This window comes from Embleya sp. NPDC059213, from assembly GCF_042754445.1.
Lineage (GTDB): Bacteria > Actinomycetota > Actinomycetes > Streptomycetales > Streptomycetaceae > Embleya.
The window spans coordinates 1-25,524 of record NZ_JBHZAV010000036.1 but is presented as its reverse complement, the minus strand read 5'-3'; the positions used below and the strand labels follow the sequence as shown (position 1 = coordinate 25,524).

Sequence of the window (25,524 nt, the reverse complement as noted above, 5' to 3'; positions counted from 1 at the left end):
GTCCGCATTCGCTCCTAGTCTTCGGTGCATGGAGATCACCACCCTCGGCAACCGCCGACTCAATCGTGCGCTGCTCGAACGCCAGTTGTTGACCCGGCGGCACGCCGTCTCGGCCCAGGCCGCGCTCACGCACCTGGTCGGTATGCAGGCGCAGGCCCCCCACCCGCCGTACGTCGGTCTGTGGACCCGCCTCGCCGACTTCGCGCCGAGCGAGCTGGCCGATCTCCTGACCGACCGCCGGGCCGTGCGCCTGGGCCTGATGCGCGGCACGGTGCACCTGGTGACCGACGCCGACTGCCTCGCGCTCCGGCCCGTCGTGCAGCCGATCTACGACGCGGACCTGTATCGCAATCAGCTACACGGTCTCGGCGACTCGAACGTCGACGTCACCGAACTGGTGTCCGTGGGCCGGGAGTTGATGGCCAAGCAGGCACTGACCGCCAAGGCGCTCGGGCTGGCGCTGGCCGAGCGTTTTCCGGACGAGGACCCGAAGGCCCTGGCCCACGCGCTGCGCAGCCAGGCATCGCTGGTCCAGGTCCCGCCGCGGGCCCTGTGGGGTCGCAGCGGTCAGTCCGCGTGTACCACCGCCGAACACTGGCTCGGCCGGCCCCTGGCCGCCGAAACCGCCCCGGACGAGATGTTGTTGCGCTATCTGGCGGCCTTCGGTCCGGCCACGATCGCCGACATGCAAGCCTGGTCCGGTCTGAACCGGCTGCGGGCGGCGGTCGATCGGCTGCGTCCGAGCCTGGTCGTCTACCGGGACGAGGCCGGCCGCGAACTCTACGACGTGCCCGATGCCCCGCTGCCGCCCGAGGACGCGCCCGCTCCGGTCCGCTTCCTTCCGGAATTCGACAACATCCTGCTCTCGCACGCCGACCGGGCCCGGATCATCTCCGAGGAGGACCGCAAACGCATGTTCACCGTCAACGGCATCATCCGGGCAAGCTTCCTGGTGGACGGCATGGTCGCGGGCATGTGGCGGCTCACCCGAGCCGGGAAACCGGTCTCGGCGGGCTCGCCCGCCGCCGCCGGCACGTCCGGCCCACCGCTGGTCCTGGAACTGCAACCCTTCCGCCCGATCGACCGGGCGGCCGGGGCGGAGCTGACCGCCGAAGGCGCCCGGCTGCTGGCCTTCGTGACCACCCACGACCACGAGATCCGCTTCGTCTGAGGACGGCACGCGGGCGGTCAGGCGCGGTTGCGGCGGTGCAGGCGGAGGGCCTTGAGCATGGCGACGGCGGCGGCGGTGGAGAGGGCGGCGCGGATGCCGTTCCAGATGTTCCAGGTGGTCTCGAAGTCGGCGCGGGACTTGCCCGGGTCGACGTCGCCGGCGTGGGCGAGGGCCTGGTTGAGGGGGACGTTGATGCCGGAGGTGGTCAGCACGGTGGTGGTGTAGAGGGCGAGGGCGGCCAGGGTCCAGCGCATGACGGTGGCGGTGGCGGCGTGCCCACGCAGCTTCCAGGCGGCGATCGCGGGGGCGGCCATGGCGGCGGTGAAGACGGTGAAGAACAGCGGGTTCTCGATGCCGGTGTTGATCTGCTGCATCGAGTGCACGAAGTCGGCGTCGCCCTTGGTGCCCAGCCACGGCATGACGACCGCGGAGAAGGCGACGTAGGTGCCGGCCATCAGCGTGTTGGCCACGGCGCCGGCGGTGAGCCAGCGGCCGACGGTCCTGCGGGTGGTGCCGATCGCGTCGGTGCCGGCGGCGAGCGTGTGGTCGATGGCAGCCATGATGAACTCCCTTGAGAATGAAGGTTGTCGGTCGGGACCGGCGGGCGCTTTTCGCGATTTCGCCGTCCCGTTCCTCGATGTCTCAAGACTCTCGTCTGCGCGCGCCTCGAACAACGGCCGATCCCGGAAGCGTGGTTAACCTCCGGGTTACCGATGCCGATCGCGGTTCGCGGGCCCGCCGGGGAAGCCGGCGCCGCGCAGGACCGTGCCCAGGTCGTGGGCCAGGTCGCGGCTCGCGGCGGGCCGGCCGGTCGGCGGGTGGGCCGTGTCGGCCAGGAGCCGGGTGATGCGCCCGGAGGCGATCGTGGCCCGGGCCGGGACGATATGCGACTCCAGGAGGTCGCCGGCGGCGCGCCAACTGCGGGTCCGGGCGAGGGCGTGCAGCAGGTGGGCATGGTCGTTGTACGCGGTACGGCTGCCGGGAATGCGCCCTGCGGCGGCCTGTTCGAACAGGGGGATCGCCCGGGTCCAGCGCCCGTTGTCGGCGTGCAGCATCGCGTGGTGCCAGGTGATCTCGGCGGTGTCGAGCCACCAGGTCCAGGCGGGATCCCGGGGGCCGACACCGTCGAGGTGCCGCGCGTACGTCTCGCCGATGAGCCTGCGGGCCCGCGCGTGCTCGCCGTACTGATCGAGCGCGCGGGCCCGCCGCAGCACGAACAGGGTCCGGACGCCGGGCGGCAGGTCGTCTTCGAGGACGGTGTCGCAGATGCGCAACGCCCGGTCCGGGCGGTGCAGATGGATGGCCTGCATGGCGAGCTGGGACAGCGCGAAGTGTTCGGCGGAGCGATCACCGGCGAGCCGCGCCGTCCGGACGGCCCGAGTGGTCAGCCGATGGGACAACCCCTGTCGATCGGCGTCGTAGGCCAACCAGCCGGCGATCTGGTACGCCTCCGCCACGGCGGACAGCCGGTCCCGAGACGGCCGGCCGGCGGTCGCGGCGCGCAACGCGCCACCCGCCGACCGGACCGCCGGCGCGAGAATGGCGCCGGCGCCGAACCGGGTGTCCAGGGCGACGATGTGCGCGTTGTACTCCCGGAGTTGCCGAGTCTCCTCGTCGTCCCGGCCGCTGTGCGGCCGAGCCGGTATCGGTGGTAACGGTGTGCCGGGTGCGGGGTCAGGCATCGGCGAGCGAGGTGCTCTCGCCCGGGGCCAGGCGTCGGACGGGGCGGGCGTCGGACCCGGCGAGTTGGCCCAGGAGGCGTTCGGCGAGGGCGAGGCCGGTGTCGTTGTACAGGCAGTCGTGGATCAGGAACGCCCGGGAGGGGTCGACCGCGCGGACGTAGTCGGCGGCGTCGCCGAGCTTGAGCCAGGGGGCGCCGGACGGGACCAGCAGCGTGGGCACCGCCTCCTCGGGCACGGTGAACGCGTCACCGGGATGGAAGACGCGACCGTCGACGAGGAAGCCGACATTGTCGATCACGGCGATGTCCGGGTGGATCACCGCGTGCTTTTCGCCGTACACGTGTACCGCCACGCCCTGCGCGCCGCCGATCTCGAAGGTGTCGCCGTGGGTCACCGCGTGGATGCGGCCGGCCAGGTCGGGGAACTGCGCGGCGACGACCGGGTTGGTCCAGATCTCCAGATCCGGGTTGGCCGCGGCGGCGGCTCGCAGTGTGTCCGGGACCACATGGTCCAGGTGCTCGTGGGTGATCAGTACGGCGTCCGCCCCGACCATCGCGTCGGGTTCGCTGAACGAGCCGGGATCGATCACGATGGTGCCGCGATCGGTGGTCAGACGTACGCACGCGTGGCCGAGCTTGGTGAATTGCATGGCTGCTCTCCCGACTGGGTTCCGCTTCGTTGGTGCCACCTGATCGGTGCTGCGGTGTCTGTTGCCGCTGCCCCGGTCGATCATGCCAAGGCGATCGGCATCGGCGGCGGAGCGGGGGTCGCGGCTGCGAGACAATCGATGCATGTACGACGACCAGCAAGAACCGACCGAGTCGATTCCGGTGGGGCGGGCGACGGATCTCGGTGCGGCGTTGCTGATGCCCGACATCGACCGGCCCCGCGCGTGGTTGCTCACGCTCAACGATTCGCCGCAGTCGTACGTGGATCTCGATCAGCCCGCGCACTTGGAATTCGAGTACACGCGGCGCCTCGGCCACGTCGTCGATCTCGTGGCCGAACCGGGTGCGGCGGTGGCCGTGCTGCACCTGGGCGGCGGCGGATTCACGCTGCCCCGCTACATCGCGGCCACCAGGTCCGGCTCGGTGCAGACCGTCGCCGAGCTCGACGCCGAACTGGTCGCGTTGGTGCTGGAGCATCTGCCGCTGCCGGCGGACGAGCCGATGGAGATACGCACCGGCGACGCCCGGGCCGAACTCACCGAGCGGCCCGACGACTCGGCCGACCTGGTGATCGCCGACGTGTTCGGCGGAGCGCAGGTGCCCGCGCACCTGACCTCGCGGGAGTTCGCCGCCGAGGTGGCCCGGGTGTTGCGGCCGGGCGGGGTGTACGCGGCCAATATCGCCGACGGGGGCGAACTGGAGTTCGCTCGGGCCCAAGTGGCCACGCTGCGTGCGGTGTTCCCGGAGGTGGCGTTGATGGCCGAACCGGGTGTGCTGCGCGGCAGGCGCTTCGGCAACCTCGTCGTGGTCGCGTCCGCGGCCGCGCTGCCGGTGTCGCAGTTGGCCCGGCGTACGGCCGGCGACGAAACTCCGGCCAGGGTGCTCTCCGGCATCGAGGCCCGAGTCTTCTCCCGCGACGTCGCGCCGGTGACCGACGACACGGCCACCGCGTCGCCGGCCCCGCCCGGAGGCACGTTCCGCATCGGCTGAGGGATCGGGCTCGGGCCCGGAAGTCCTGTGCCGGGGGTGGCGAGGCGCCGCCCCGGCAACGCGACGGATGCCGTCGCTCAGACCTCCGCCGCCGTCTCGTTGTAGACGCCCGCGTAGTCCTGCCCCGACAACTTCTGGATTGCTTCCATGATTTCGTCGGTGATCTCGCGCCGGGCCCGGGCCACGTCCTTGCGCTCGTAGTGGTGCGAGAAGTCGAGCGGCTCGCCGAAGCGGATGAGCGCGCGCGGCGACAACCTCGGGATGTTCGAGCCGATCGGCTGGACCCGGTCCGTGTCGATGATCCCGACCGGGACCACCGGGCACCGCGCGGCCAGCGCGAGCCACGCGACACCGGTTCTGCCGCGGTAGAGCCGGCCGTCGCGGGAGCGGGTGCCCTCCGGGTAGATCCCGAACGCGTCGCCGCGTTCGAGCACCGAGAGCGCGGTCTCCAGGGCGGCCTTCGCCGCACTGTGCGCGCCTCGGGGCACGGCGACGGCGCCGATGCCGGTGAAGAACGACTTGCTGACCCGGCCCTTGAGCCCGGGGCCGTCGAAATACTCGGCCTTCGCGAGGAACGACACCTTGCGCGGCATGACCACGGGGATCGCGACGCTGTCAACGAACGACAGGTGGTTGCTGGCGATGATGACCGGGCCGGTCATCGGTACGTTCTCGCGGCCCTCGGTGCGCGGGCGATAGATCGCCTTCGCGGTGGGCGCCACGACGCCATGCATGAACTTGTCGATCAGCACGGATCCCCCGTGGGAGTGGGTGAGGTCTGGAAACACGCGCCACCTTATCGAGTCTGCGGCACCCCCCATGACGCGTGTACCCACCTGCACTGTTGACGTGGTGTCAAATGTCGTCACGGCCCCGATCGTGCCGATCGGTGCCGCCGGGGCCCACCGCCGTCACACCCGCCGGGCGAGCGATTCCAGCATCAGGTCGAGCATGTCCTCGAAGGGACTGCCCGCCATGCCCTCGGCCAGGTGCACGCGGACCGTGCCGATCGCCGGATAGTCGGTCTCGGGAAGCGTGTTGTACGTCTCCGTCCAGGATCGGTCGTCGGCCGCCCGCACCTCGGGCGCGAGTGCGCTGTAGGACGCCTCCAGGGCCGCGTGCGCGAGCACGGTGTCGATGAACACGCGGTAGTAGCGGACCGCGTCGACGGGGGAGAAGCCCGCCGACAGCAGCAGACCGACCCCCATCTCCACCGCCCGGAACTCGTTGTGCCGCCGGGTCACCCGGGACGCCGCGATCGCGGCCACGCGCGGATGGCGCAGATAGCCGTCGCGCACCCGCAGGCCCAGCTCGCGCAGCGACGCCACCCAGTCCGGGCCGGGCCGGTAGCCCACCAGCGTCTCGCCGATCAGCGAGTCGGCGATCGCGAGCAGCAGGTCGTCGGTGTTGCGGAAATATCGATAGATCGCGGTGGGGTCGCAGCCGAGCGCGGCGCCGAGCTTGCGCACCGTCAGGGCCTCCGGGCCTTGGTGTCCGATCAGACGTACCGCACAATCGACAATGACATCTTCGGACAAAACCGTCCCGGACTTGGTCGGCCGGCGCCGGCGACGTTCACCCACCACCCGGTCGACCCGCTTCGCCTCCCCCGGGTCCGCTCGATCCTCCCGGTTCACGACTTCCCTGCGCTCCACAATTCCTCCGCAGCCGGCTCGACGTGCACCGGGTCCGATTCCATCTTATGTCAACACCATTGACGTAATTCTGACGCAGGCTGTTTCATCGGCGTCCACCCCCTGTCAGCTTTAGCCTCCCTGGGAGCGCCGATGTCCACGAACCCGCCCCGGGTCGACCAACCGCCCGAGCTGCGCAAGTCGCTCGGTGTCGTCGACGGCATCGCGGTAGCCGCGTCCAGTACGGCGGCCACCACCAGCATCGGCGTCGGCATGGGCACGTTGGCCGCCACCGTCGGGTTGGCCACGCCGGCCATCATCCTGATCGCCTTCCTGCCCATGCTCGGCATCGCCGGAGCGTACGCCCGCCTCAACCGGGTCGAGCCGAACTGCGGCAGCGGCTACGTCTGGGTCGGCAAGTCGATCGGCCCGTACTCCGGCTTCCTCACCGGCTGGGTCGCGCTCGCCGGATCGATCATCTTCCTCGCGTACACCAGCGCGATCACCGGCTCGGTGATGCTCCAGTTCGCCAACAAGGCCGGTTGGCACGAGTTCGCCGGGCTGGCCCTGGATCCGAACTCGACCAAGCTCAGCACCGTCCTGGGCCTGGTGGTCCTGGTCGTGGTCACCGTGCTCGCGATCACCGGCGTGCACCAGGCCACCCGGTTGCAGACCTTCCTGCTCGTCTTCGAGTACTCGGTGCTGCTGATCTTCTGCATCTGGGCGATCGCCTCCGGCGAGCAGCCGTTCTCCTTCTCCTGGTTCAACCCCTTCGAAATCGACTCGGCCTCGGACTTCGCCCAGGGCCTGGTGCTCGCGGTGTTCTTCTTCTGGGGCTGGGACGCGGCGTTCAGCGTCACCGAGGAGACCAAGAATCCCGGGGACTCGGCCCGCGGCGGCCTGATCGCGCTGTTCGTGATGCTCGGCATGTTCCTGCTCGGCGCGATCGCCTTCCAGCGCGTGATGACCGTCCCGGAGCTGGCCGAGAACGGTCCGCAGGGTCTGACCTTCCTGGGCGCGCACCTGGCCGCCGACCCGTGGGCGAGCCTGCCGCTGCTCGCGCTGATCTTCTCCGCGGTCGCCTCCCTCCAGTCCGGCGTCATTCCCACCGCGCGCGGCATGCTGGCGATGGGCCGCGACCAGACGCTCGGCAAGGTGTGGACCCGGATCCACCCGACCTTCGGATCGCCCGCGATCGGCACGATTTTGATCATGGCGATCGCCGCCGGCACCGCCGTCCTGGCGATCGGCATCCCCAAGCTCAACGACATGATCCTGGCCGCGGTCAACTCGATCGGCCTGATCGTGGCGTTCTACTACGGCCTCACCGCGATCGCCTGCGCCGTGCGCTTCTGGCCGACGCTGCGCACCGACCGCACCGAGGGCGTGCGCGCCGTGATCATCCCCGGGCTGAGCGGACTGGCGCTGCTGGGCGTCGGCGCCTACCTCGCCTACGACTACCTGACCATGAGCGACAGCTTCGAACTCAGCCCCGACAACGGCTGGTTCATGTTCTCCGTGCCGCTGGTGGTGATCCTCAGCGGCCTGGGGTTCGCCGTCTACGCCAAGTACGTGCGCAAGTCGGCCTACTTCGAGACCGGGCGGGGCACCGACGGCGACTCGATCGAGTTGCCGATGGACCGCTACAACGACGCCGCCGATTTCGATGCCTTCAAGTCCAAGGGAATGGTATGAGCAAGATCGAGCAGACGACCTCCGCCGGCGCGGTGGCCGCCGACGTCGTCTTCACCGGCGGCCCGGTCTACACGGTCGACGCGGCGCGCAGCCGGGCGAGCTCGGTGGCCGTGCGCGACGGGCGAATCGTCGCGGTCGGGCACGACGAGGTGCGCGAGCTGATCGGCGATCGCACCGAGGTGGTCGATCTCGCGGGCAAGCTGCTGATCCCGGGCTTCCAGGACGCGCACGTGCACCCGGTGGGTGGCGGCATCGAAATGGGCCAGTGCGACCTGTCCGAGCACGAGACGGTCGCCGAGTATCGCGAGACGGTGCGGGCCTACGCCGACGCCAACCCGGACCTGGAGTGGATCACCGGCGGCGGCTGGTCGATGGAGGCGTTCCCGGGCGGCCTGCCGCACCGGTCGATGCTCGACGACCTGGTTCCGGACCGCCCGGTGTTCCTGCCCAACCGGGACCACCACGGCGCGTGGGCCAACAGCGTGGCGCTGCGGCTGGCGGGCATCACCCGGGACACCCCGGACCCGGCCGACGGTCGGATCGAACGCGACTCGGACGGCGAGCCGACCGGTGTGCTCCAGGAGGGCGCGGCCGACCTGGTCGGTCGGCTGCTGCCCGCGCTCACCGCCGAGGACCAGGTGGCCGGCCTGCTCCGGGCCCAGCGGTTGTTGCACTCGCTGGGCATCACCGCGTGGCAGGACGCGCTGCTCGGCGCGCACGCGAATGTCAGCGACGCGAGCTCCGCGTATCTGACGGCGGTGGACCGCGGCCTGCTGACCGCACGGGTGGTCGGCTCGTTGTGGTGGCAGCGCGACCGCGGGATCGAGCAGATCGAGGAACTGCGGGCGCGCCGCGCCGCGGGCACCCGGGGACGCCTGTCCTGCACGACCGTCAAGATCATGCAGGACGGGATCGCGGAGAACTTCACCGCCGCGATGCTCAGCCCGTATCTGACGTCGTGCGGATGCGCCTCCGACAACAGCGGGATCAGCTTCATCGAGCCGGCCGCGTTGCAGCGCTACGTCACGGCGCTCGACGCGCACGACTTCCAGGTGCACTTCCACGCGTTGGGCGACCGCGCGGTCCGCGAGGCGCTGGACGCGGTGGCCGCGATGCGCGCGACGAACGGGTGGAAGGACACCCGGCCGCACCTGGCCCACCTCCAGGTGGTGCACCCGGACGACCTCGGCCGGTTCCGCGAACTCGGCGCGAGCGCGAACATCCAGGCGCTGTGGGCCGCGCACGAGCCGCAGATGGACACGTTGACCATCCCGTTCCTGGGTGCGGAGCGGGCCGCGTGGCAGTACCCGTTCGGCGCGCTCGCGCGCAGCGGTGCGACGCTGGTCGCGGGCAGCGACTGGCCGGTGTCCAGCCCGGACCCGATCCAGGGCATCCACGTGGCGGTGAACCGGAAGCTGTACGGGTCGGACTCGCCGGCCTTCTTCCCGGAACAACGGCTCGACCTGCACACCGCGCTCGCGGCGTACACGGCGGGCACCGCGTACGTGAACCACCTGGACGACACCGGCAGCATCGTGGTGGGCAAGCAGGCGGACCTCGCCGTGCTCGACCGCGACCCGTTCGCGGCACCGGAGAGCGAGATCGGCGCGACGCGCGTGCTGGAGACGTTCGTGGGCGGGGAGCGGGTGTTCGGGGCCTAGGCCCGGTCCGGACGGATCGTCGGCGCGCCTGTGGCGTCGCGGACGAGGTCGGCGATCCGTTCGTGGTCCGGTGGGTCGGTGGGCGGTTGCCGGCCGGGGACGGCCGAGCCGGCGTCGGTCAGCCGCCGACCGTGTGTGCCCGGGCCACGGTGAGGCTGTCCTCGTAGACGTGGTAACGGCTGATCAGGCCCGCCTCGACGGTGACGTGCAGCGCGCACCGCGCTCGGTAGGCCGTGCCGGTGGAGGCGGCCGTACGCCGGATCTCGGTCGACAGGACCGCCTCGGGCCCGTCGACCAGAATCCGCAGACCGGGTCCGACGACCGGGTCGCCGGCCTGCTCCGGCGGCTCGTCGGTGTGCGCGGCGGCCAGTTCGCGAAAATGCGCGGCAACGTCGGCGCGGGTCGAACGCGACCGGATCCACGGCGTGGACGGGTGACCCTCGGCCGGCCAGTCGAGCACCCAGTCCACGTGCTCGGCGAACAGTTCGGCGATGCGATCCGGGTCGCCCGACGCGACGCGGCGGACGAACTCGCAGACGACGGCGTCCGTACCGGGCCCGAGGTCGGTGGGCAGGGTGAACTGGTGGTCGTGCCGGATCCGGCCGTCGGGTGCCAGCTGCACGACCACCCGCCCGGTCCACGCCACATCGCCGCCGGCCGCCGGGACCATGTAGGTCGTGAAGGTGATCGCGCCGTTGTGGCCGACCGCGTCCCCGGCCGAGCGGAACACGAACCCGCCCTTGTCGACCAGTTGTTCGTAGGTATCGGTGACGCGGGCCAACAGCGCGTCGTGCCCGACGTGCCGTCCGGACTCGATGGTCTCGATCCCGTCCGGCGTCCACAGCGCCTCGATGGCGGCGCGGCGGGCGCTCGGGTCCGGCTCGTGCCACACGGCCAGGTAGCGGTCCGCGAACGCGTCGAGGTCGACGGGGGTGGCAGGGGCGGTTTCGTCGGTGGTGTGGATGGTGTTCATGGGCGGAAGGTAGACGCGCTCCACTGACACGTTGTGTCAGTGGATTCGGGCAGACTTCCCGGATGCGGGCGAGTCGGCTGGTGTCCATCCTGTTGTTGTTGCAGACCCGGGGGCGGGTCACCGCCCGGGAGATCGCCGACACGCTGGAGGTCTCGATCCGGACCGTCTACCGGGACATGGAGTCGTTGAGCGCGGCCGGCGTGCCGCTGTACGCGGATCCGGGCCATCGCGGCGGCTATGAACTGCTCGACGGATTCCGCACTCGGCTGACCGGACTCACCACCGGCGAGGCCGAGTCGTTGTTCCTCACCGGCCTGCCGACCGCCGCCGCCGATCTGGGCCTGGGATCGGTGGTGACCGCCGCGCAGCTCAAGCTGATGGCCGCGCTTCCGCCCGAACTGCGGGACCGCGCCGGGCGGATCGCCGAGTGCTTCCACCTCGACGCGCCCTCCTGGTACGGCGCCGAGGACCACACGCCCCACCTGGCCGAGGTCGCCGACGCGGTGTGGAACCGGCGCCGGACGCGCATCCGCTACCTCCGCTGGGCCGAGCCACACGAGAACACCCGGGTGGTGGACCCGTACGGCGTGGTGCTCAAGGCGGGCGCCTGGTATCTCGTCGCGGGGCACGCGGAGGCGGAGGGTGTCGGGGACCGGGCGCGGATCCGTACCTATCGGGTGTCGCGGATCCTGGATGCGCAGTCCCTCGCGGAGACATTCGAGCGACCGGCCGGGTTCGCGTTGGCGACCTACTGGGAGGACTACCTCGATCGGTTCGACGACCGCCGGCTCCGCGCGTCGGCGACCGTGCGGGTGTCGCCGGTCGGGATGCGGCGGCTGGTGGAGGCACTGGAGCCGGTCCTGGTACGCGCGGCCCACGCGAGCGCGACCCGCCCCGACGTCGACGGCCGGGTCGAGCTGGTCCTGCCGATCGAGTCGGTCGACTCGGCGATCACCACCCTCCTGCCGTTCGGCGGCGAGGTGGAGGTGCTGGGGCCACCGGAACTGCGGGCCGGGATGCGGGCGGCGGCGGTCGCGTTGGCGCGGGTGTACGGGTGCGCCGATACCGACGCCGACAGGTATGGGTGATGTTCGGGCCATTTGCGCGGATCTCCGGCCGGAAGCGGCCGGATACCAACCGGATGGTGGACTTCCGGATATTGCATTCTTTGCCGTAGCTATACCGATCCCGGCGCCCGGGCGCCGGTTCGACGTGCACAATCAAGCCTTTGCCGATGGATCATGAAGGACGCCGACCCCGATCGGGCCGTCGTTCGGCATGCTCTCTTCGTGCCCGTGGCATGACCATCCCGTACGCAACCGACACGTTGGCGAAGCGGGTTGTTGCCCCGAGCACAACCCGGAGTCGCGGACGGCGAGGCCGGATCGTAGGGTCGCGTGCAACGCGGAGGCCGAGGGATCGGGTGGAACGAGGGATCACCGGATCGCGTGGTTGGACACCCGGGTGATCAAATGTCCGAGTGACTCTGCGGGGCGCACGTCCGATCCGCCCGCGTCCCGCAGTTGGCCCGAAGGTAGGGCCGGGCCAGGGCCCGTCCATCCCGATCCCGCCGCGTCGCGCCCGGCGGGATCGGGGGACGGGCTCCGGTGCGTCCGGCCTCCCCGGATCGACATCGGCTACGCCGGGCCCCGGCCGAGCGCACGCGACCAGGCCACCTCGCGGTCGAGTTGCCCACTCGTGCGGAACAGGGTCACCTGGTGCGTTTCGGCCAATACCGCCGCGAGGCGGGTCCGGTCGGCCGGCTCGAAGCCCAACCGCCGCCAGAACGGGCCGGATCGGCGACTGAACAACCAGGCGTGTCGAGCGCCGGCCGCAGCGGCGCGGTCGAGCGCGAACCGAGCAAGTTCGAGCCCCAGACCCCGTCCCCGAGCCTCCCGATCCACCGCGACGCTACGAATCAGCGCGTGATCACCGGCGGCGGACAACTCGAAGCCGGTGCTCCCCCGCACCCTGCCGCCACCGTCCCGCAACAGCCACAACCGCACGCCGGCCGCGTCGAGTCCACTGAGCGTGAGATCGGCCCGAACCAGGAAGTCGTGCAGATCGGGAACGTCGCCGGGGGTGAGGGGCGTGAGCATGCTCGCGGACCCGCCGGGCTGCCGGGCGCCCTCGACATCCGTGACCTCGTCCGAACCGTTCGCCGCCGTCCCGAGATCCATGGCGCCGATTCTACGAAGCCGCCGCACCTCGAAGCGGTGCCGGATCCGCTGCCGGCGCCGAGGGTTCGAGGGGGTGATCGGGTGGGCTCGGGCGATCGGGTGGATGGGCGGATTGCCTTACGCGGTCCGCGAAATCGGCTCGCGTCGATGATCACCCGGTAGGTGATCATGCCTATGGTTGACGCGATCGAAACAGCGTCTTGCATGGGGGACCGTTCATGATCGTCGAATACATCCGCTACACGATCGCCGAAGCCGACGGCAGCGAGTTCGAGGCCGCGTACGCGCGCGCGGCCGAGTCGCTCGCGGCCGCGCCGGAGTGTGTGGACTACGAGTTGAGCAGGTGTCAGGAAGAGGCGTCCGCCTACATTCTGCGGATCCGGTGGAGTTCGACCGACGCGCACCTGAACGGCTTTCGCAAGGGTGAGTACTTCGCCGCCTTCTTCGCCGCGATCCGGCCGTACGTCACCGCGATCGAGGAGATGCGGCACTACACGGTGACCGACGTGGCGGGCAAGGGCGGTTCGACGCCGACGCTGTACGAGTGGGCCGGGGGCGCGCCCGCGTTCGAGCGACTGTTCGGCACGTTCTACGAGCGGGTGGCCGAAGACGAGATCCTCGCCCCGGTGTTCGCGAACATGGACCCGCGGCACGCCGAGCACGTGGCCGCCTGGCTGGGCGAGGTGTTCGGCGGCCCGTCCGTATACAGCGCCGAGTTGGGTGGGCACCGGCACATGGCCTCGCGCCACCTGGGCCGGGGGATCACCGAGACGCAGCGACGTCGGTGGGTCACGCTGCTCCTGGAGACGGCGGACGACGTGGACCTGCCGGCCGACCCGGAGTTTCGCGGCGTGCTCGCGTACTACCTGGAGTGGGGCACCCGGATGGCGATCATGTACTCCGGGCCCAACCCGCCGCCGCTCCCGGAGTCGCCGATGCCGCGCTGGGACTGGGGCCTGACGCCGCCGTACCTGGGCTGACCGAACCCGGGCCGCCACGCGGGCCGCCGGGCGGTCGCAGGCCCCCTGCGGCCCGCGCGGAACGCGCACGCGGGTCGCGAGGGCGGTTCGGGGCCGGCGCCCGGTGGAATGCAAGAGGGATCAAGGACGGATCGAACTCCGGACGGTGACCGGGTGATCAGTGCCGAACCTCCGGATCGACTACGCGCGTCGGCCACGGAGTGCAATCGCATGGCTCCTTCTCCGCTCGCCTACATAACCGACCAAACGGGCGTACGGCGTGGTAAACCCAAAATCTGGGTAAAGGTCGCCACTGCGCTTGGCAAGGATTCCCGTTCCGACCCGACCGCCCCCTCGTCGCATCGACCGTCGACACGGCAGCATCTGCGGCGTCGATGTCACTCGTGACAGATCCGTCACATGGAGGAACACCCACGTGAAGAGACACACTCTCGTCGCGTTCGCCGCCGCCACTACGCTGGTGAGCGGGTTGCTGACCCTCGCTTCGCCGGCTTCGGCGGACGACTCGCCCGCACCCCAGGCCGAGTCCGCTTCCACCCCCATCGCCTGGAAGAACTGCGGCAGCTCGAACTATCCGACGATGGAATGTGGTTCACTCCAGGTCCCGATGGACCACGGCAATCCCGGCGGCCGGCAGATCACCATCGCGGTGTCGCGGATTCCACACACGGCCGCGAAGTCGCTCGGCCCGCTCCTGGTCAACCCCGGCGGCCCCGGTGCGCCGGGTCGCGGACTGGCCGGCTACGTCGCGAAGAACCTGCGCCCCGAAGTGGCCGCGCAGTTCGACGTGATCGGCTTCGACCCCCGCGGCGCGGGTGCCAGCGAGCCGCACCTGGACTGCGTCCCGGGCTTCAACAACCCGGTCCGCCCGGACACCGTCCCGGACAACTTCGGTGACGAACTCACCAACATCAAGCGGGTGTACGAGTACGCCCGGGCCTGCGGCGACAAATACGGCGACTTCCTGAAGCACATGAACACGCCGGCCTCGGCCGCGGACATGGACTCGATCCGTGCCGCCCTCGGGGCCAGGCAGATCAGCTACTTCGGTTACTCGTACGGCACCTACCTCGGTGCGGTCTACGCCAAGCTGTTCCCGAGCCGGGTCAAGCGACTGGTGCTGGACAGCATCGTCGACCCGAGCAAGGACAGCGTCTGGTACGGCGGCCAGCTCACCCAGGACGTGGCGTTCGACAACAACCTGAAGGCCTTCTTCGGTTGGGTCGCCAAGTACGACGCGAACTACCACCTGGGCACCGACCCCGCCAAGGTCGAGCGTGCCTGGTACACGATGCGCGACCAGCTCAGCAAGGCCCCGGCCGAGGGCGTCGTCGGTGGCGCCGAGGTCGAGGACGCGTTCGCCCAGGGCGGCTACAACGACTCGACCTGGGCCGAACTGGCCGAGGGCTTCTCGGGATACGTGGTCGACCACGTCACGGCCCCGCTGCGCACCGCGTACGAGGACCTGGCGGGGGCGAGCCCGGGCAACGACAACATCAACAGCGGCTACCTGGCCACCCAGTGCCGCGACGCCGCCTGGCCCAAGGACTGGGCGACCTGGCACCGGGACGCGGTCAAGACGTACGCCAAGGCACCGTTCCTGACCTGGAACAACGTCTGGTTCAACGCGGCCTGTGCGTTCTGGCCGACGTCGAGCCTCAAGCCGGTGAACGTCGCCAACGACAAGCTGCCCAAGACCCTGCTGTTCCAGGCGACCAACGACGCCGCGACCCCGTACGAGGGCGGCGTCACGATGCACCGGCTGCTCCGCGACTCGGCCCTGGTGGTCGAGCAGGGCGGCCGCAACCACGGCATCTCGCTCAGCGGCAGCAGCTGCCTGGACGACTACCTGAACGAATACCTGGTCACCGGCAAGACCCCGAAGGGCCGGGGCCACGGTCCGGCCGACGCGGTCTGCCAGAAGCTGCCCGACCCGGTACCGAACCCGGTGGCGGCGGAACTGACGGCCGCCGCACCGAAGAAGGCTTCCAAGACCGCTCTGTAGGGCGGTACCACGGCAAGCTCGCAACACGGCAACACGGCAACACGGCAACACGGCAACACGGCAACACGGCAACACGGCACAACCGGTACGTCCGTACGGGCCCGTCGCTTCCGCGGCGGGCCCGTCCGCGTTGCCGCGCGGGTGCGTCGCGGCGACGGCGATCGGCGCGCCGGCGGGTGGGGGCGGCCCGATCGGGGGAGGGGCGGGGATGGTCGGTGCCGCGGCGGCTTCGGTGGTGCGCCCCGGTCAGGATGCGCCGAGCCACTGGGCCAGGTACGCCGGGATCTCCTGGTCCCGGTCCGGGCGTACCGGCCCGCGGGTGGTGGTCAGCGGGACCACGCCGGCGTAGTGCGGCAGGTCGAAGTCGTCGGGGTCCTCGGCCAGGCCGTGGTCGCGGACCTTCGCGGCGACCTGGTCCAGCTCCAGTCGGAAGACGGCGGTCTGCGCGTTCTCCTTCGGGCTGGGCGGGCGGACGTCGTCGGCGCGGCCCGGGACCAGGTGGTCGATGATCACCCGGTAGGCGTGCATCTGCTCGTCCGGGTCGGTGACGTGCACCAGCGGACCGTGCGCGATCACGCAGCGATAGTCCATCGAGTGGTGCATCGCCGAGCGGGAGAGCACCACGGAGTCCACGTGGGTGACCGAGACCGCCACCGGCAGCCCCTCGGCGCCGCTCGCCCGTGCGGCCAGGGCGAGCTGTCCGCCGCTGGAGGTGTGCAGGTAGAGCCGCTCGCCGTCGCGGCCGAACGCGAGCGGGATCAGTTGCGGCCGACCGCCGAGGGTGAACGAGACGTGCGCGAGGAAGCCGGCGTCGAGGATCGCGTGTACCGCCTCGACGTCGTAGCGCATCCGGTCGCGGTGTCGGTGGGGGGTGGTGGTGGCGGTGGCGGGATAGTCGGTCATCGTGAAGATCCTTTGTACTAGTTCAAATAAGTGATTGGAGTAGTACAATAGATGTGCATCGGGGGAGGATGTCAACGGCATAATCCGACGACCCCCAGACGCAGGAGAAGCATGGCCACCACCGGTCGCACCGCCGCCGACATCGCCGCATCCGTCGAACGCGACCTGCACGCGCGCGAGCTCGCGCCCGGCGACGCGCTGCCGCCGGTTCGGGCGCTCGCCGCCGAACTGGGCGTCAACGCCAACACCGTCGCCGCCGCGTACCGCACCCTGCGCGAACGCGGCATCGTGGAGACACACGGCCGGGCAGGCACCCGGATCCGGGCCCGCCCGGCGACCATCCGGCGCAACGACCTGGGCCCGCAGGTACCGCCCGGCACCCGCGATCTGTCCAACGGCGAGCCAGACCCCGTGCTGCTGCCGTCGCCGGTCTTCCCCGAGCCGAGCGATTGGCGTCCGCTCTACCGGGACGGCGCGCTGTACGAGCCGTTCGCGGAGGCCGCCCGTACGGTGCTGCGCGCCGGCGGCGTGGGCGGCGCGCACCTGGCCGCCACCTCCGGCGCGCTGGACGGCATCGAGCGCGCGCTCACCGCACACCTGCGGCCGGGCGATCAGGTCGCGGTCGAGGACCCCGGCTGGGGCAACCTGCTCGACCTGCTCGCCGCGCTGAACCTGACCCCGCGGCCGATCCCGGTCGACGACGACGGCCCCGACCCGGTCGCGACCGAGGCCGCGCTGCGGGCCGGCGCGCGCGCGATGGTGGTCACCACCCGCGCGCAGAACCCCACCGGCGCCTGCGTGTCGGCCGAACGGGCGGCCGAACTGCGCCCGATCCTGGCCGCGCACCCGCACGTGGTGCTCCTGGAGGACGACCACGGCAACGACATCTCCGGCCTGGACATGCACACCCTCACCGGCGTCGGCATCCACTGGGCGCACATCCGCTCGGCGTCCAAGGCATACGGCCCGGACCTGCGCTGCGCGGTCCTGGCGGGCGACGCGGTGACGGTCGACCGGATCGGCGGCCGACAGCGGCTGGGCCCCGGCTGGGTCAGCCACGTACTGCAACACGCGGTCGCCCACGCGTGGACCGACCCCGAGGTGGCCGAACGCATCCGCTTCGCGCGTCGGACGTACCGGGTGCGCCGTACCCGACTGATCGACGCGCTGCGCGCCCGCGGGGTGGCCTCGGTCGGCCGGACCGGGATCAACGTGTGGATCGAGGTACCGGACGAGACCACCGCCGTGGCCGGCCTGCTCGCCCGGGGCTGGGTGGTCGCCCCCGGCTCGCGGTTCCGGATCACCTCCGCGCCCGGCCTGCGGATCACCGTGGCCACGCTCACCGCCGAGGAGACCGAGCGGCTGGCCGACGCGGTGGCCCTCGCGGTCCGGACCGGGGCGGGGCGACAGACCCGGTGATCACCGAGGGGTGGATCATGCCGTGGATGAATCGTCCGGTATGAGAGGTGGGGCAAACCGAACCCCGGGGTCGGGGGCTGTCACCCTCGATCCGGGTGCCCCGGGCCGGGGAGCATGAGCACACTCCACCATCACGATTGTTACGCCTTGAGGATGCCCGCCATGTACACGTTCCTGAAGGCCCCGTTCACGAAACGAACATGGGCCGAGACCGGCTACGCGATCCTCACCTTCCCGCTCGCGGTGTTCGGCTTCGGTGCGATCTTCCTGTTCTCCGTGTTCGGGATCGCCCTGACCGTCACCCTGATCGGCCTGCCGATCCTGGCTCTCGGGGTGATGGGTGCGCGGGCCTGGGGTGGTGTGCACCGAGGACTCGCCCGCGCCATGCTCGGGGTCGAGACGCCGCCGCTGCGCACGTTCCGGCCCAAGCGCGGCCCGCTCGGGCTGCTGGGCTCGTCGCTGGGCAACGCCGAGGGCTGGCGGGCGATCGCCTACCACCTGATCAAGTTCCCGCTGAGCGTGGTCACCGTCGTGATGACCGGCGCGTTCTGGTGCTACGGGCTGGTCATGCTGGCCTACCCGCTGCTCATCGTCGTGTTCGACCCGCACACCACCGACTCGCACGGCGTCGACCGCCGCTCGGGGGTACAGATCGGCGAGGTGTACTTCGACACCCTGCCGCTCTCGCTCCTGGTGAGCGTGTCCGCCATTCCGATCCTGCTGCTCGCCCCCTGGGTGGTACGCGGGCTCGTCCAGCTCGACCGGTGGCTCGTCCCCGCGCTGCTCGGGCCGACCGAATCCGCGCAGCGCGTGGCCGACCTGGAGGAGACCCGGGCGATCGCCGTCGAAGACTCGGCCGCGACGCTGCGCCGGATCGAACGCGACCTGCACGACGGCGCGCAGGCCCGACTCGTCGCGCTCGCGATGAACCTCAGCATGGCCAAGGAGAAACTGGACGCCGAGGACACCGAGCGTCCGATGGACGTGGACCGCGCGCGCACGCTCGTGGACAGCGCGCTGGGCAACGCCCGCGAGGCGATCGTCGAACTGCGCGACCTCGCCCGGGGCATCCACCCGCCGGTCCTGGACCAGGGCCTGGACGCCGCGCTGGCCACCCTGGCCGCGTGCAGCGCCGTCCCGGTGGAGGTGCACACCGACATCGACGTGCGTCCACCCGCCACGATCGAGACCATCGCGTACTTCTGCGCCGCCGAACTGCTCACCAACGTCGCCCACCACTCCGGCGCGAGCGCGGCGGTCGTCCAGGTGCGGGTTCGGGAAGGCCGGTTGCTCATGGTGGTCACCGACAACGGGCACGGTGGCGCGAACGTGAGCAAGGGCAGCGGCCTCACCGGCCTGGTCGAGCGGGTGCGTACGGTGGACGGCGTCCTGCGGATCGTCAGTCCGCCGGGCGGACCGACCGAGGTGACCGTGGATTTGCCGGCGCGAGGGTGAGCGCGGACCGAGGGACGGGAAGCGCGGACCGAGGGACCGGGGCCGAGGGGCGGTCGGGGCATGGGACGATCGAGCCCATGCGCATCGTCATTGCCGAGGACGCCGCGATCCTGCGGGACGGCCTCGTTCAACTGCTCCTCGACCGCGACCACGAGGTCGCGGCCGCCGTCGCGGACGCCGACGCCCTGCGAGCGGCGGTGGTCGAGCACAAGCCGGACGTGTGCGTGGTCGACATCCGGATGCCGCCGACCCACACCGACGAGGGCCTGCGGGCCGCGATCGACATCCGCCGGGACCACCCCGGCATCGGGGTGTTGGTCTTCTCGCAGTACATCGAGACCCGGTACGCAGCCCAACTGCTCGGCGGCAACGCGGCGGGCGTGGGCTACCTGCTCAAGGAACGCGTGGTGGACACCCGGGACTTCACCGATGCGCTGGAGCGGGTCGCGGCCGGCGGCACCGCGCTGGACCCCGAGGTGGTCACCCAGTTGTTCGGCGCCGGGCTGCGCAGCGGCGGCCTGAGCACGCTCACCCCGCGCGAGCACGAGGTGCTCGGGCTGATGGCCGAGGGGCGGACGAACGCGGCGATCGCGAAGAAGCTGGTGGTGACGGAGCGCGCGGTGGAAAAGCACGTCGGCAACATCTTCACCAAGCTCGACCTGCCGCCTTCGGACACCGATCACCGGCGGGTGATGGCGGTGTTGCGGTATTTGCAGCTCTGAGGGCGGCTTCGAGAGCGCAGCCTTCGAGGGGGCGGCTCGGAGAGTGCAGCTCCGAGGGAGCGGCTTCGAGGGAGCGGTTCCGAGAGTTCAGCTCTGAGGGTGCAGCTCCCAGGGGTGCGATTCCGGGGATGGGAGCGGTGTGGGATGCCCGGATCTCCCCCTCCGTGATCCATGCATCCCACACCGTCCTCGGGCCGACCGCGGTGCCGGCCCCGGGGCGGATCGATTCAGGGCAATACCGGTTGCTCGGTTCTCAGGTCCGCGCCCGCATGTCCACCGCGGTGCGCGCGCCGCGCACGATCGAGGTGAACGCGGGTGGTGGCGCGGCCGGTTCGTGGTCCGTCGCGGGCACGAACGTGCCCATCTCGTGTCTGCCCGTGCCGCTGTCGTCCGTACCGCGCGCGGTCAGCGCGACGATCGCGGACAGCACCGCCGCCAGGATGCCCGCCGTCGCCGCGGGCACGGCGAGTCCGCGACTCACCGGATCGTCTTCCCCGGCCGGGCGGCACGCCACGCCTTGCGCACCCCGGTAGCGGTGCTCCGCCGCCGCCACTCCGGCGTCGGATGCCAAGGCGTGGCCCGGTCGTTCCGAAGGCAGGTCGCCGCCTCCGGCCGGATGTGCCGCTCGTCCGTCGCGCTCCACCACGGGATGCGCGTCATCGAACCCGTGCCGCTCGGGTGGCCGTCGAACCGGGTCGGCCCCGTGGCCGGCCGCGGGTCCCGCCGCAGCCGCCGCGAGCACGGGGCGGGCGCCCGGTGGCCGCCGCCACCGGGCGTTCCCGCATACGCCAAGGGCACGGTGAGCCGTGTCCCCATGGGCACCGGATCGGTGGGAGTCGCGCTCTCGCTGCGGTCGAACACACGCATGTGCGACCTCCCCCGAAACGCCGTGCCCGCCCCACCCCGGGCGGGCACGGCGTTTCTCGAGGCTAGGGACGTTCCTTGTGGGTTTCCTGTGAACGGGCCGTCGGGGAAGGAATCTTCCCGGTGCGCCGGGTTGTCGCGCGTGATTTCGGTACGCCGGCCCGGGGTCGGGACCCAACCGGGACGGAGTCGGTGCCGGACCCGGCGGCGACGCCGGTGGTGTCGGATCCGCCGGTCGCATCGGTGGAGCGGGGCGCGGGTGAACTCGTCGGCTCCGGGGCCCGGATACCCAACCAGGCGCGTTCCCGCGCCGCGACCGGGTCGGCGCGCAGCGGCAGCACCACCTCGATCCGGGTGCCGTGTCCCGACGGTGGCACCCCGACGGTGACCCGGCCGCCGTGCAACGCGACCTGCTGGGCGACCAGGGTCAACCCCAGCCCGGCCCCGGGGCTGTCCGGGCCACGTCGGAATCGCTCGAACACCACCTCACGCAACTCCGGTGCGATACCCGGCCCTTCGTCGTCCACACACACCACGCCGCAGTCCATCCCGGGCAACACCTTCACCAGCACCCGACCCGCCCCGTGTACCAGCGCGTTGCCCACCAGGTTGTCCACGAGCAGGCGCAACCCGGGCCCGAGTCCGTAGACGACCACCTCGTGCGGTGCCTCGACCCGTACGTCGACGGCCTCCGCGGCGGCCTGTTCCTCCGCACCGGGCCGGCGGGTCGGCGCGGCCCGGACCGCCGCGTGCGCGACCTCGCCCAACTCCACCGGCCCGAAGGCCGATGCGTCCACCAGATCGCCCTGGGCGAGCGCACGCAGCGCGGTCAGTACCGACAACACCCGTTCGTGGCCCACCCGGAGGTCCGCGACCACGTCCTCGCGCTCGGCCGCGACCAGGTCCGGATAGGTGGCCAGCACGTCCAGATCGGTACGCATCCCGGTGAGCGGGCCGCGCAGTTCGTGGTCGACGGTGGCGGCGAACGAGCGGGCGGTCTCCAGCGCTTCGCGGGTGCGTGCGGTCTGCGCCGCGTACCGGCCCAGCACGTCGTCCAGGGTGCGGCCGAGTTCGTCCACCTCGACCACGCCGGAGGGTACGTGCACCGCGTCGTGCGCGCCGCCGTCCGGATCCAGCCGGGCCGCCCGGCGGCGCAGCGCGCGCAACGATCGGGTGGTCGCGGCGCCGGCGGCGAGCCCGGCCAGCCCGGAAAGCGGCACCGTGAACGCGGTCACCACGTACACCCGTCGGCGCAACAGTGCGGCCTGTGCGTCCGGTTCGCCCGAGGGCACGAACACGTACAACGCCCCGGTCGGCAGCGGCCGGGTCACCATTCGCCACGAACGCCCGCCCGCGTGAACGGTCACCGGAGACGGCGCGCGGGCGGGCAGCGGGGTGTCCTCCGGCGGCTGGGGCCCCACCAACAACGGTCCGTCCGCGGTGTCGAAGCGGACGCCGACGTCCAGGGCCAGACCGAGGATTCGGTACTGCCGGGTGCGGATCGCCTGTTGGCGCTCGTCCAGGTCGGTCCGGGCCAGGAACCGGGCCGGTGGCGCGAGGCGTTCGGCCCGTTGCTGGAGTTGTTGTTCCTGGCGCTGCGTCAAGTCGTGTCGGGCCCAGCGCACCACCAGGGTGCCCGCGCCGAGGACGAGCAGCGGCACCAGCACGGCGACCGACAGCGCGATCCGGGTGGAGAGCTTCATCCGGGACCGCCCGAGGGACGCAGGACGAACCCGATGCCGCGCACGGTGTGCAGCACGCGCGGTCGGCCGCCGGCCTCCAGCTTGCGGCGCAGGTAGCTGACGAAGGTGTCGACCACGTCGGTGCGCACGTCGAAGTCGTAGCCCCAGACCCGGTCCAGGAGTTGATCCCGGGACAGCACCAGACCCGGGTTGCGGGTGAAGACCTCCAGGAGCGCGAACTCACGGCGGGTCAACTCCAGGGCGGCGCCGTGGCAGGTCGCGACGTGCGCGGCCACGTCCACCGCGACCGGGCCCACCCGCAACACCGGTTCGCCGGCCCCGACCACCGGGCGGCGGCGCAGCAACGCCCGCAGTCTCAGGTCGAGTTCGCGCAGATCGAAGGGCTTCACCAGGTAGTCGTCGGCGCCGCTCTCCAGGCCCGCGATGCGATCGGCGGTCTCGTCGCGCGCGGACAACATCAGGACCGGCGTCGCGGCACCTCGGGCGCGCAGCGCGGCACAGACCTCGATGCCGCTGACACCGGGCATCGCCACGTCCAGGACCACGACCTGAGGGTCGAATACGGCGGGCGGGGCCGGGGCGGCGGGGGCGATCGGCGGTGCGGGCACGATCAGTTCGAGCGCGCGGGTGCCGTCGGGGGCGAGGGTGACGCGATATCCGGCCAGCCGTAGACCGCGCTCCAGGGCACGTCGGATGGAGGGGTCGTCGTCCACGACCAGGACGTGCGGCGGGTGCTCGGTGTCGGGTTCCGCGATCACCGGGTCGCGGCCCCCGGCTCCGCGGTGGCGGGTGTGCGCGGTGTGTCTTGTCTGTCGAACGCCTCGACGCGATGTGTGCTGGCCATGTCGTCGGCTCGACCCATGTCGTCCCCCGGAAGGCTGTTGCCGTTGTCGCCGAAGTTGTCGGTGGCCAACCTATGGGTGGAGAGCGGGTGGTGTACGCCGAATGACGGCTCGTCAAACGAGTGGTGGGGGAGGGGGGTCGGGGTGGTTGGGCGGGTTGGGGTGGTCGGGAGGGTTGGGAGGGTCGGGAAGGTCGGGAGGGGCGGGGGGCTCGGCGGCCTCGGAGAGCTCGGGACGCGCGGTGGGCGCGGTCGGCTCGGTGGGTGATGTGCCGGGTGGGGGCTGGGGAGTGTCCTGGTTGATGGACAGCCAGCGGAACCAGTTGGTGCGGTTGATCGGGATCTGGGGGTTGTGCAACAGCCACAACACGTGGCCGGCCTGATCCCGGGTCCACGGCTCGCCGCTGTCCTGTGCCTTCGTCAGCCGGGCGCGCAGGTCCTCGCCGTCCACGACGCGGGCGATCCGGGAGTACTCGCGGTCCTTGCATCGATGCCGGCGGTACACCACCGCCTCGACCAGGTCCACCAGGCGGCTCCGGGCCTCAGCGTGGTGCCCGGGGACGGCCAGCAGCCGGATCAGCCGCTGCTTGGTGCTCCAGACCTTGGCGTGCCGGGTCCATTCGGTCGGGTACCGGGCCTCCCACTCCAGATAGGTCAGTGCGTACGGCAGCCCGCCCCAATCGGGCACCTCGGCGGCGGCGAGCGGCTCGGCCAGCAGCGCCGCGGCGGGCGTGCGCAGCCACGCGGCGCGGAAGCGTTGCCAGGCCGTCTCCTCGGCGGAGACCGAGCGGGGCACCCGCAACACGACCGTGTCGTAGGCGGCGCGGGCCTCGCGGGTCTCCCTGGCCACCCGCAGATAGTGGTCCAGGGCACGCCGGTGCGCGATCTCGTCATCCGACACAAGCGCGCCCATCCACCCCAGCCGGGCGTCCCACTCCTCGACCGCGCCTCGTTCCATCACGCCGACGATCTACCCAGGTCGATGCGGAACAAGTCCGCCACGGGGCGTGCGGGGGGCTGGGTCGTGGGCGCGGGGGGTCGGTCGGGGCCGGGGTGGGGGTGTGGGGCATGTGGCTGGGCGTGGTCGCGAGCGCAGCGAATCGAGAAGCCCGAGACGCGAGCCGGGCCCGACGCCTGAGCCTGGGTCGTGAGCGGAGCGGGCGGGTGGGGGGCTTTCGGCGATGCAGCGTTGCTTCTATTGGGCGCCTTCGGCGCCGGCTCGCGAGGCACCACTTTTTTGTTCCGTCGCGGGCTCCTCCACAAAAAAGTGGCCCCTCGCTCGTGACTTCGTGTCCCTGCGCTTCGCTCCGGGCCACGAAGTCAAAGTTCTGCGGCTCCGCCGCTCTCCGCGCTGCGCGCGTCGATCGCGCGGCTTGCCTGTCTCGGGGGCGCTGACGCGCCGGGGGGCAGCGTTGTTCGGCGGCCTGGGGAAAGCCTCAGGCGTTGGTGCGGCCGATTGTTCGTGGTCGGTCGACGGCCACGGTGGGGGTCGAGGGGCCGGAGCGGGCCGTCCCGGTGCCCGTGAGAACGCGGCTTCCGAGCCATGGGCAACGGATTGAGCGCGTGGGTACGCCGGGCAAGCCGTCCGCACGGGGCCGCAGTCGGCGACGTTTCCTTGAGCGCACTGTCGATCGCGTCCACCCACCGCGAAGCGGTCGGCGGAGCCGGGTTGCAGGCGCAGCGGACCGGAGGCGCCGAGGCGCGCGGGACCGATGTCGTGGAGGCAGCGGAACGACAGGCCCGAGTCGAGGGTGCGTGCTTTGACCACGGCGGTGGCCAAGCGTCCAGAGCGCGCCGCCGAACAACGCTGCCCGCCCCGGCGCGTCAGCGCCCCCGACCCAGCCCCACCCCGGTGATCGACGCGCGCAGCGCGGAGAGCGGCGGAGCCGCAGAACGTTGACTTCGTGGCCCGGAGCGAAGCGCAGGGACACGAAGTCACGAGCGAGGGGCCACTTTTTTGTGGAGGAGCCTGCGACGG

22 protein-coding genes are annotated in these 25,524 nt (G+C 71.3%); 10 read left to right on the top strand and 12 right to left on the bottom strand.

Annotated elements, in window-relative coordinates:
* Positions 1–28 precede the first annotated feature (28 nt).
* A complete protein-coding gene (locus ACFXMF_RS16060) occupies positions 29–1,171 on the top strand; it encodes a winged helix DNA-binding domain-containing protein (protein ID WP_379989820.1) in 1,143 nt (380 codons plus the stop codon).
* Between the two features lie 17 nt (positions 1,172–1,188).
* Here ACFXMF_RS16060 and ACFXMF_RS16055 read toward each other — a convergent pair whose 3' ends face one another.
* The 3 genes from ACFXMF_RS16055 to ACFXMF_RS16045 all read right to left on the bottom strand — a co-directional run bounded on the left by ACFXMF_RS16055 (position 1,189) and on the right by ACFXMF_RS16045 (position 3,502).
* Entirely contained in the window at positions 1,189–1,731 is a 543-nt protein-coding gene (locus ACFXMF_RS16055) for an anthrone oxygenase family protein (RefSeq protein ID WP_360318437.1), read from the bottom strand.
* A 147-nt stretch (positions 1,732–1,878) separates the two neighbouring features.
* Complete coding sequence (locus ACFXMF_RS16050) at positions 1,879–2,853, bottom strand: hypothetical protein (RefSeq protein ID WP_360318439.1); 975 nt, start codon at positions 2,851–2,853, stop codon at positions 1,879–1,881.
* Complete coding sequence (locus ACFXMF_RS16045; protein WP_360318441.1) at positions 2,846–3,502, bottom strand: MBL fold metallo-hydrolase; 657 nt, start codon at positions 3,500–3,502, stop codon at positions 2,846–2,848. The genes ACFXMF_RS16050 and ACFXMF_RS16045 overlap by 8 nt, the downstream gene beginning before the upstream one ends.
* A 142-nt stretch (positions 3,503–3,644) precedes the next feature.
* On the opposite strand from ACFXMF_RS16045, the gene ACFXMF_RS16040 reads away from it, so the two are divergent.
* A complete protein-coding gene (locus ACFXMF_RS16040) occupies positions 3,645–4,511 on the top strand; it encodes a fused MFS/spermidine synthase (RefSeq protein ID WP_360318443.1) in 867 nt (288 codons plus the stop codon).
* A 77-nt stretch (positions 4,512–4,588) separates the two neighbouring features.
* Here ACFXMF_RS16040 and ACFXMF_RS16035 read toward each other — a convergent pair whose 3' ends face one another.
* Both ACFXMF_RS16035 and ACFXMF_RS16030 read right to left on the bottom strand, forming a co-directional pair.
* On the bottom strand, positions 4,589–5,299 hold the full coding sequence (locus tag ACFXMF_RS16035; RefSeq protein WP_360318445.1) for a lysophospholipid acyltransferase family protein: 711 nt from the start codon (positions 5,297–5,299) through the stop codon (positions 4,589–4,591).
* A 123-nt stretch (positions 5,300–5,422) separates the two neighbouring features.
* Entirely contained in the window at positions 5,423–5,980 is a 558-nt protein-coding gene (locus ACFXMF_RS16030) for a TetR/AcrR family transcriptional regulator (protein ID WP_379989818.1), read from the bottom strand.
* Between the two features lie 318 nt (positions 5,981–6,298).
* Here ACFXMF_RS16030 and ACFXMF_RS16025 point away from each other — a divergent pair, with 318 nt between their 5' ends.
* Together ACFXMF_RS16025 and ACFXMF_RS16020 are read left to right on the top strand one after the other, a co-directional pair.
* Positions 6,299–7,840, top strand: coding sequence for an APC family permease (locus tag ACFXMF_RS16025; RefSeq protein ID WP_360318447.1), 1,542 nt, complete (start codon positions 6,299–6,301; stop codon positions 7,838–7,840).
* Entirely contained in the window at positions 7,837–9,501 is a 1,665-nt protein-coding gene (locus ACFXMF_RS16020) for an amidohydrolase (protein WP_379989817.1), read from the top strand. The genes ACFXMF_RS16025 and ACFXMF_RS16020 overlap by 4 nt, the downstream gene beginning before the upstream one ends.
* A gap of 118 nt (positions 9,502–9,619) precedes the next feature.
* On the opposite strand, the gene ACFXMF_RS16015 is transcribed toward ACFXMF_RS16020, so the two are convergent.
* Positions 9,620–10,474: a nuclear transport factor 2 family protein gene (locus ACFXMF_RS16015; protein ID WP_379989816.1), complete on the bottom strand. Its 855-nt coding sequence runs from the start codon at positions 10,472–10,474 to the stop codon at positions 9,620–9,622.
* Between the two features lie 62 nt (positions 10,475–10,536).
* On the opposite strand from ACFXMF_RS16015, the gene ACFXMF_RS16010 reads away from it, so the two are divergent.
* Positions 10,537–11,562, top strand: coding sequence for a helix-turn-helix transcriptional regulator (locus tag ACFXMF_RS16010; RefSeq protein WP_379989815.1), 1,026 nt, complete (start codon positions 10,537–10,539; stop codon positions 11,560–11,562).
* Positions 11,563–12,111: 549 nt separating this feature from the next.
* On the opposite strand, the gene ACFXMF_RS16005 is transcribed toward ACFXMF_RS16010, so the two are convergent.
* Positions 12,112–12,654, bottom strand: a complete 543-nt coding sequence (locus ACFXMF_RS16005; protein ID WP_379989814.1) for a GNAT family N-acetyltransferase — start codon at positions 12,652–12,654, stop codon at positions 12,112–12,114.
* A gap of 218 nt (positions 12,655–12,872) precedes the next feature.
* On the opposite strand from ACFXMF_RS16005, the gene ACFXMF_RS16000 reads away from it, so the two are divergent.
* Both ACFXMF_RS16000 and ACFXMF_RS15995 read left to right on the top strand, forming a co-directional pair.
* The gene (locus tag ACFXMF_RS16000; protein WP_379989813.1) at positions 12,873–13,634 is read left to right on the top strand and encodes a group II truncated hemoglobin; all 762 of its coding nucleotides are present in this window, start codon (positions 12,873–12,875) and stop codon (positions 13,632–13,634) included.
* Positions 13,635–14,049: 415 nt separating this feature from the next.
* Positions 14,050–15,639, top strand: a complete 1,590-nt coding sequence (locus ACFXMF_RS15995) for an alpha/beta hydrolase (RefSeq protein ID WP_360318456.1) — start codon at positions 14,050–14,052, stop codon at positions 15,637–15,639.
* A gap of 246 nt (positions 15,640–15,885) precedes the next feature.
* On the opposite strand, the gene ACFXMF_RS15990 is transcribed toward ACFXMF_RS15995, so the two are convergent.
* Complete coding sequence (locus tag ACFXMF_RS15990) at positions 15,886–16,542, bottom strand: pyridoxamine 5'-phosphate oxidase family protein (RefSeq protein ID WP_379989812.1); 657 nt, start codon at positions 16,540–16,542, stop codon at positions 15,886–15,888.
* A gap of 111 nt (positions 16,543–16,653) precedes the next feature.
* On the opposite strand from ACFXMF_RS15990, the gene ACFXMF_RS15985 reads away from it, so the two are divergent.
* From ACFXMF_RS15985 to ACFXMF_RS15975, 3 genes are all read left to right on the top strand, one after another.
* Positions 16,654–17,961 carry an aminotransferase class I/II-fold pyridoxal phosphate-dependent enzyme gene (locus ACFXMF_RS15985; RefSeq protein WP_360318460.1) on the top strand — a complete coding sequence of 436 codons (1,308 nt, stop codon included), beginning with the start codon at positions 16,654–16,656 and terminating at the stop codon, positions 17,959–17,961.
* Positions 17,962–18,123: 162 nt separating this feature from the next.
* Complete coding sequence (locus tag ACFXMF_RS15980; RefSeq protein WP_360318462.1) at positions 18,124–19,416, top strand: sensor domain-containing protein; 1,293 nt, start codon at positions 18,124–18,126, stop codon at positions 19,414–19,416.
* Positions 19,417–19,493: 77 nt separating this feature from the next.
* Entirely contained in the window at positions 19,494–20,138 is a 645-nt protein-coding gene (locus ACFXMF_RS15975) for a response regulator transcription factor (protein WP_360318463.1), read from the top strand.
* A 253-nt stretch (positions 20,139–20,391) separates the two neighbouring features.
* Here the strand turns inward: ACFXMF_RS15975 and ACFXMF_RS15970 are convergent, their stop codons facing one another.
* From ACFXMF_RS15970 to ACFXMF_RS15955, 4 genes are all read right to left on the bottom strand, one after another.
* A complete protein-coding gene (locus ACFXMF_RS15970) occupies positions 20,392–20,619 on the bottom strand; it encodes a hypothetical protein (RefSeq protein ID WP_360318465.1) in 228 nt (75 codons plus the stop codon).
* A 448-nt stretch (positions 20,620–21,067) separates the two neighbouring features.
* Complete coding sequence (locus ACFXMF_RS15965) at positions 21,068–22,705, bottom strand: HAMP domain-containing sensor histidine kinase (protein WP_360318468.1); 1,638 nt, start codon at positions 22,703–22,705, stop codon at positions 21,068–21,070.
* Positions 22,702–23,463, bottom strand: coding sequence for a response regulator transcription factor (locus tag ACFXMF_RS15960; protein WP_379992702.1), 762 nt, complete (start codon positions 23,461–23,463; stop codon positions 22,702–22,704). Before ACFXMF_RS15960 ends, ACFXMF_RS15965 begins: the two co-directional genes overlap by 4 nt.
* 198 nt (positions 23,464–23,661) lie before the next feature.
* Positions 23,662–24,504, bottom strand: coding sequence for a hypothetical protein (locus tag ACFXMF_RS15955; protein WP_379992701.1), 843 nt, complete (start codon positions 24,502–24,504; stop codon positions 23,662–23,664).
* Positions 24,505–25,524: the final 1,020 nt, after the last annotated feature.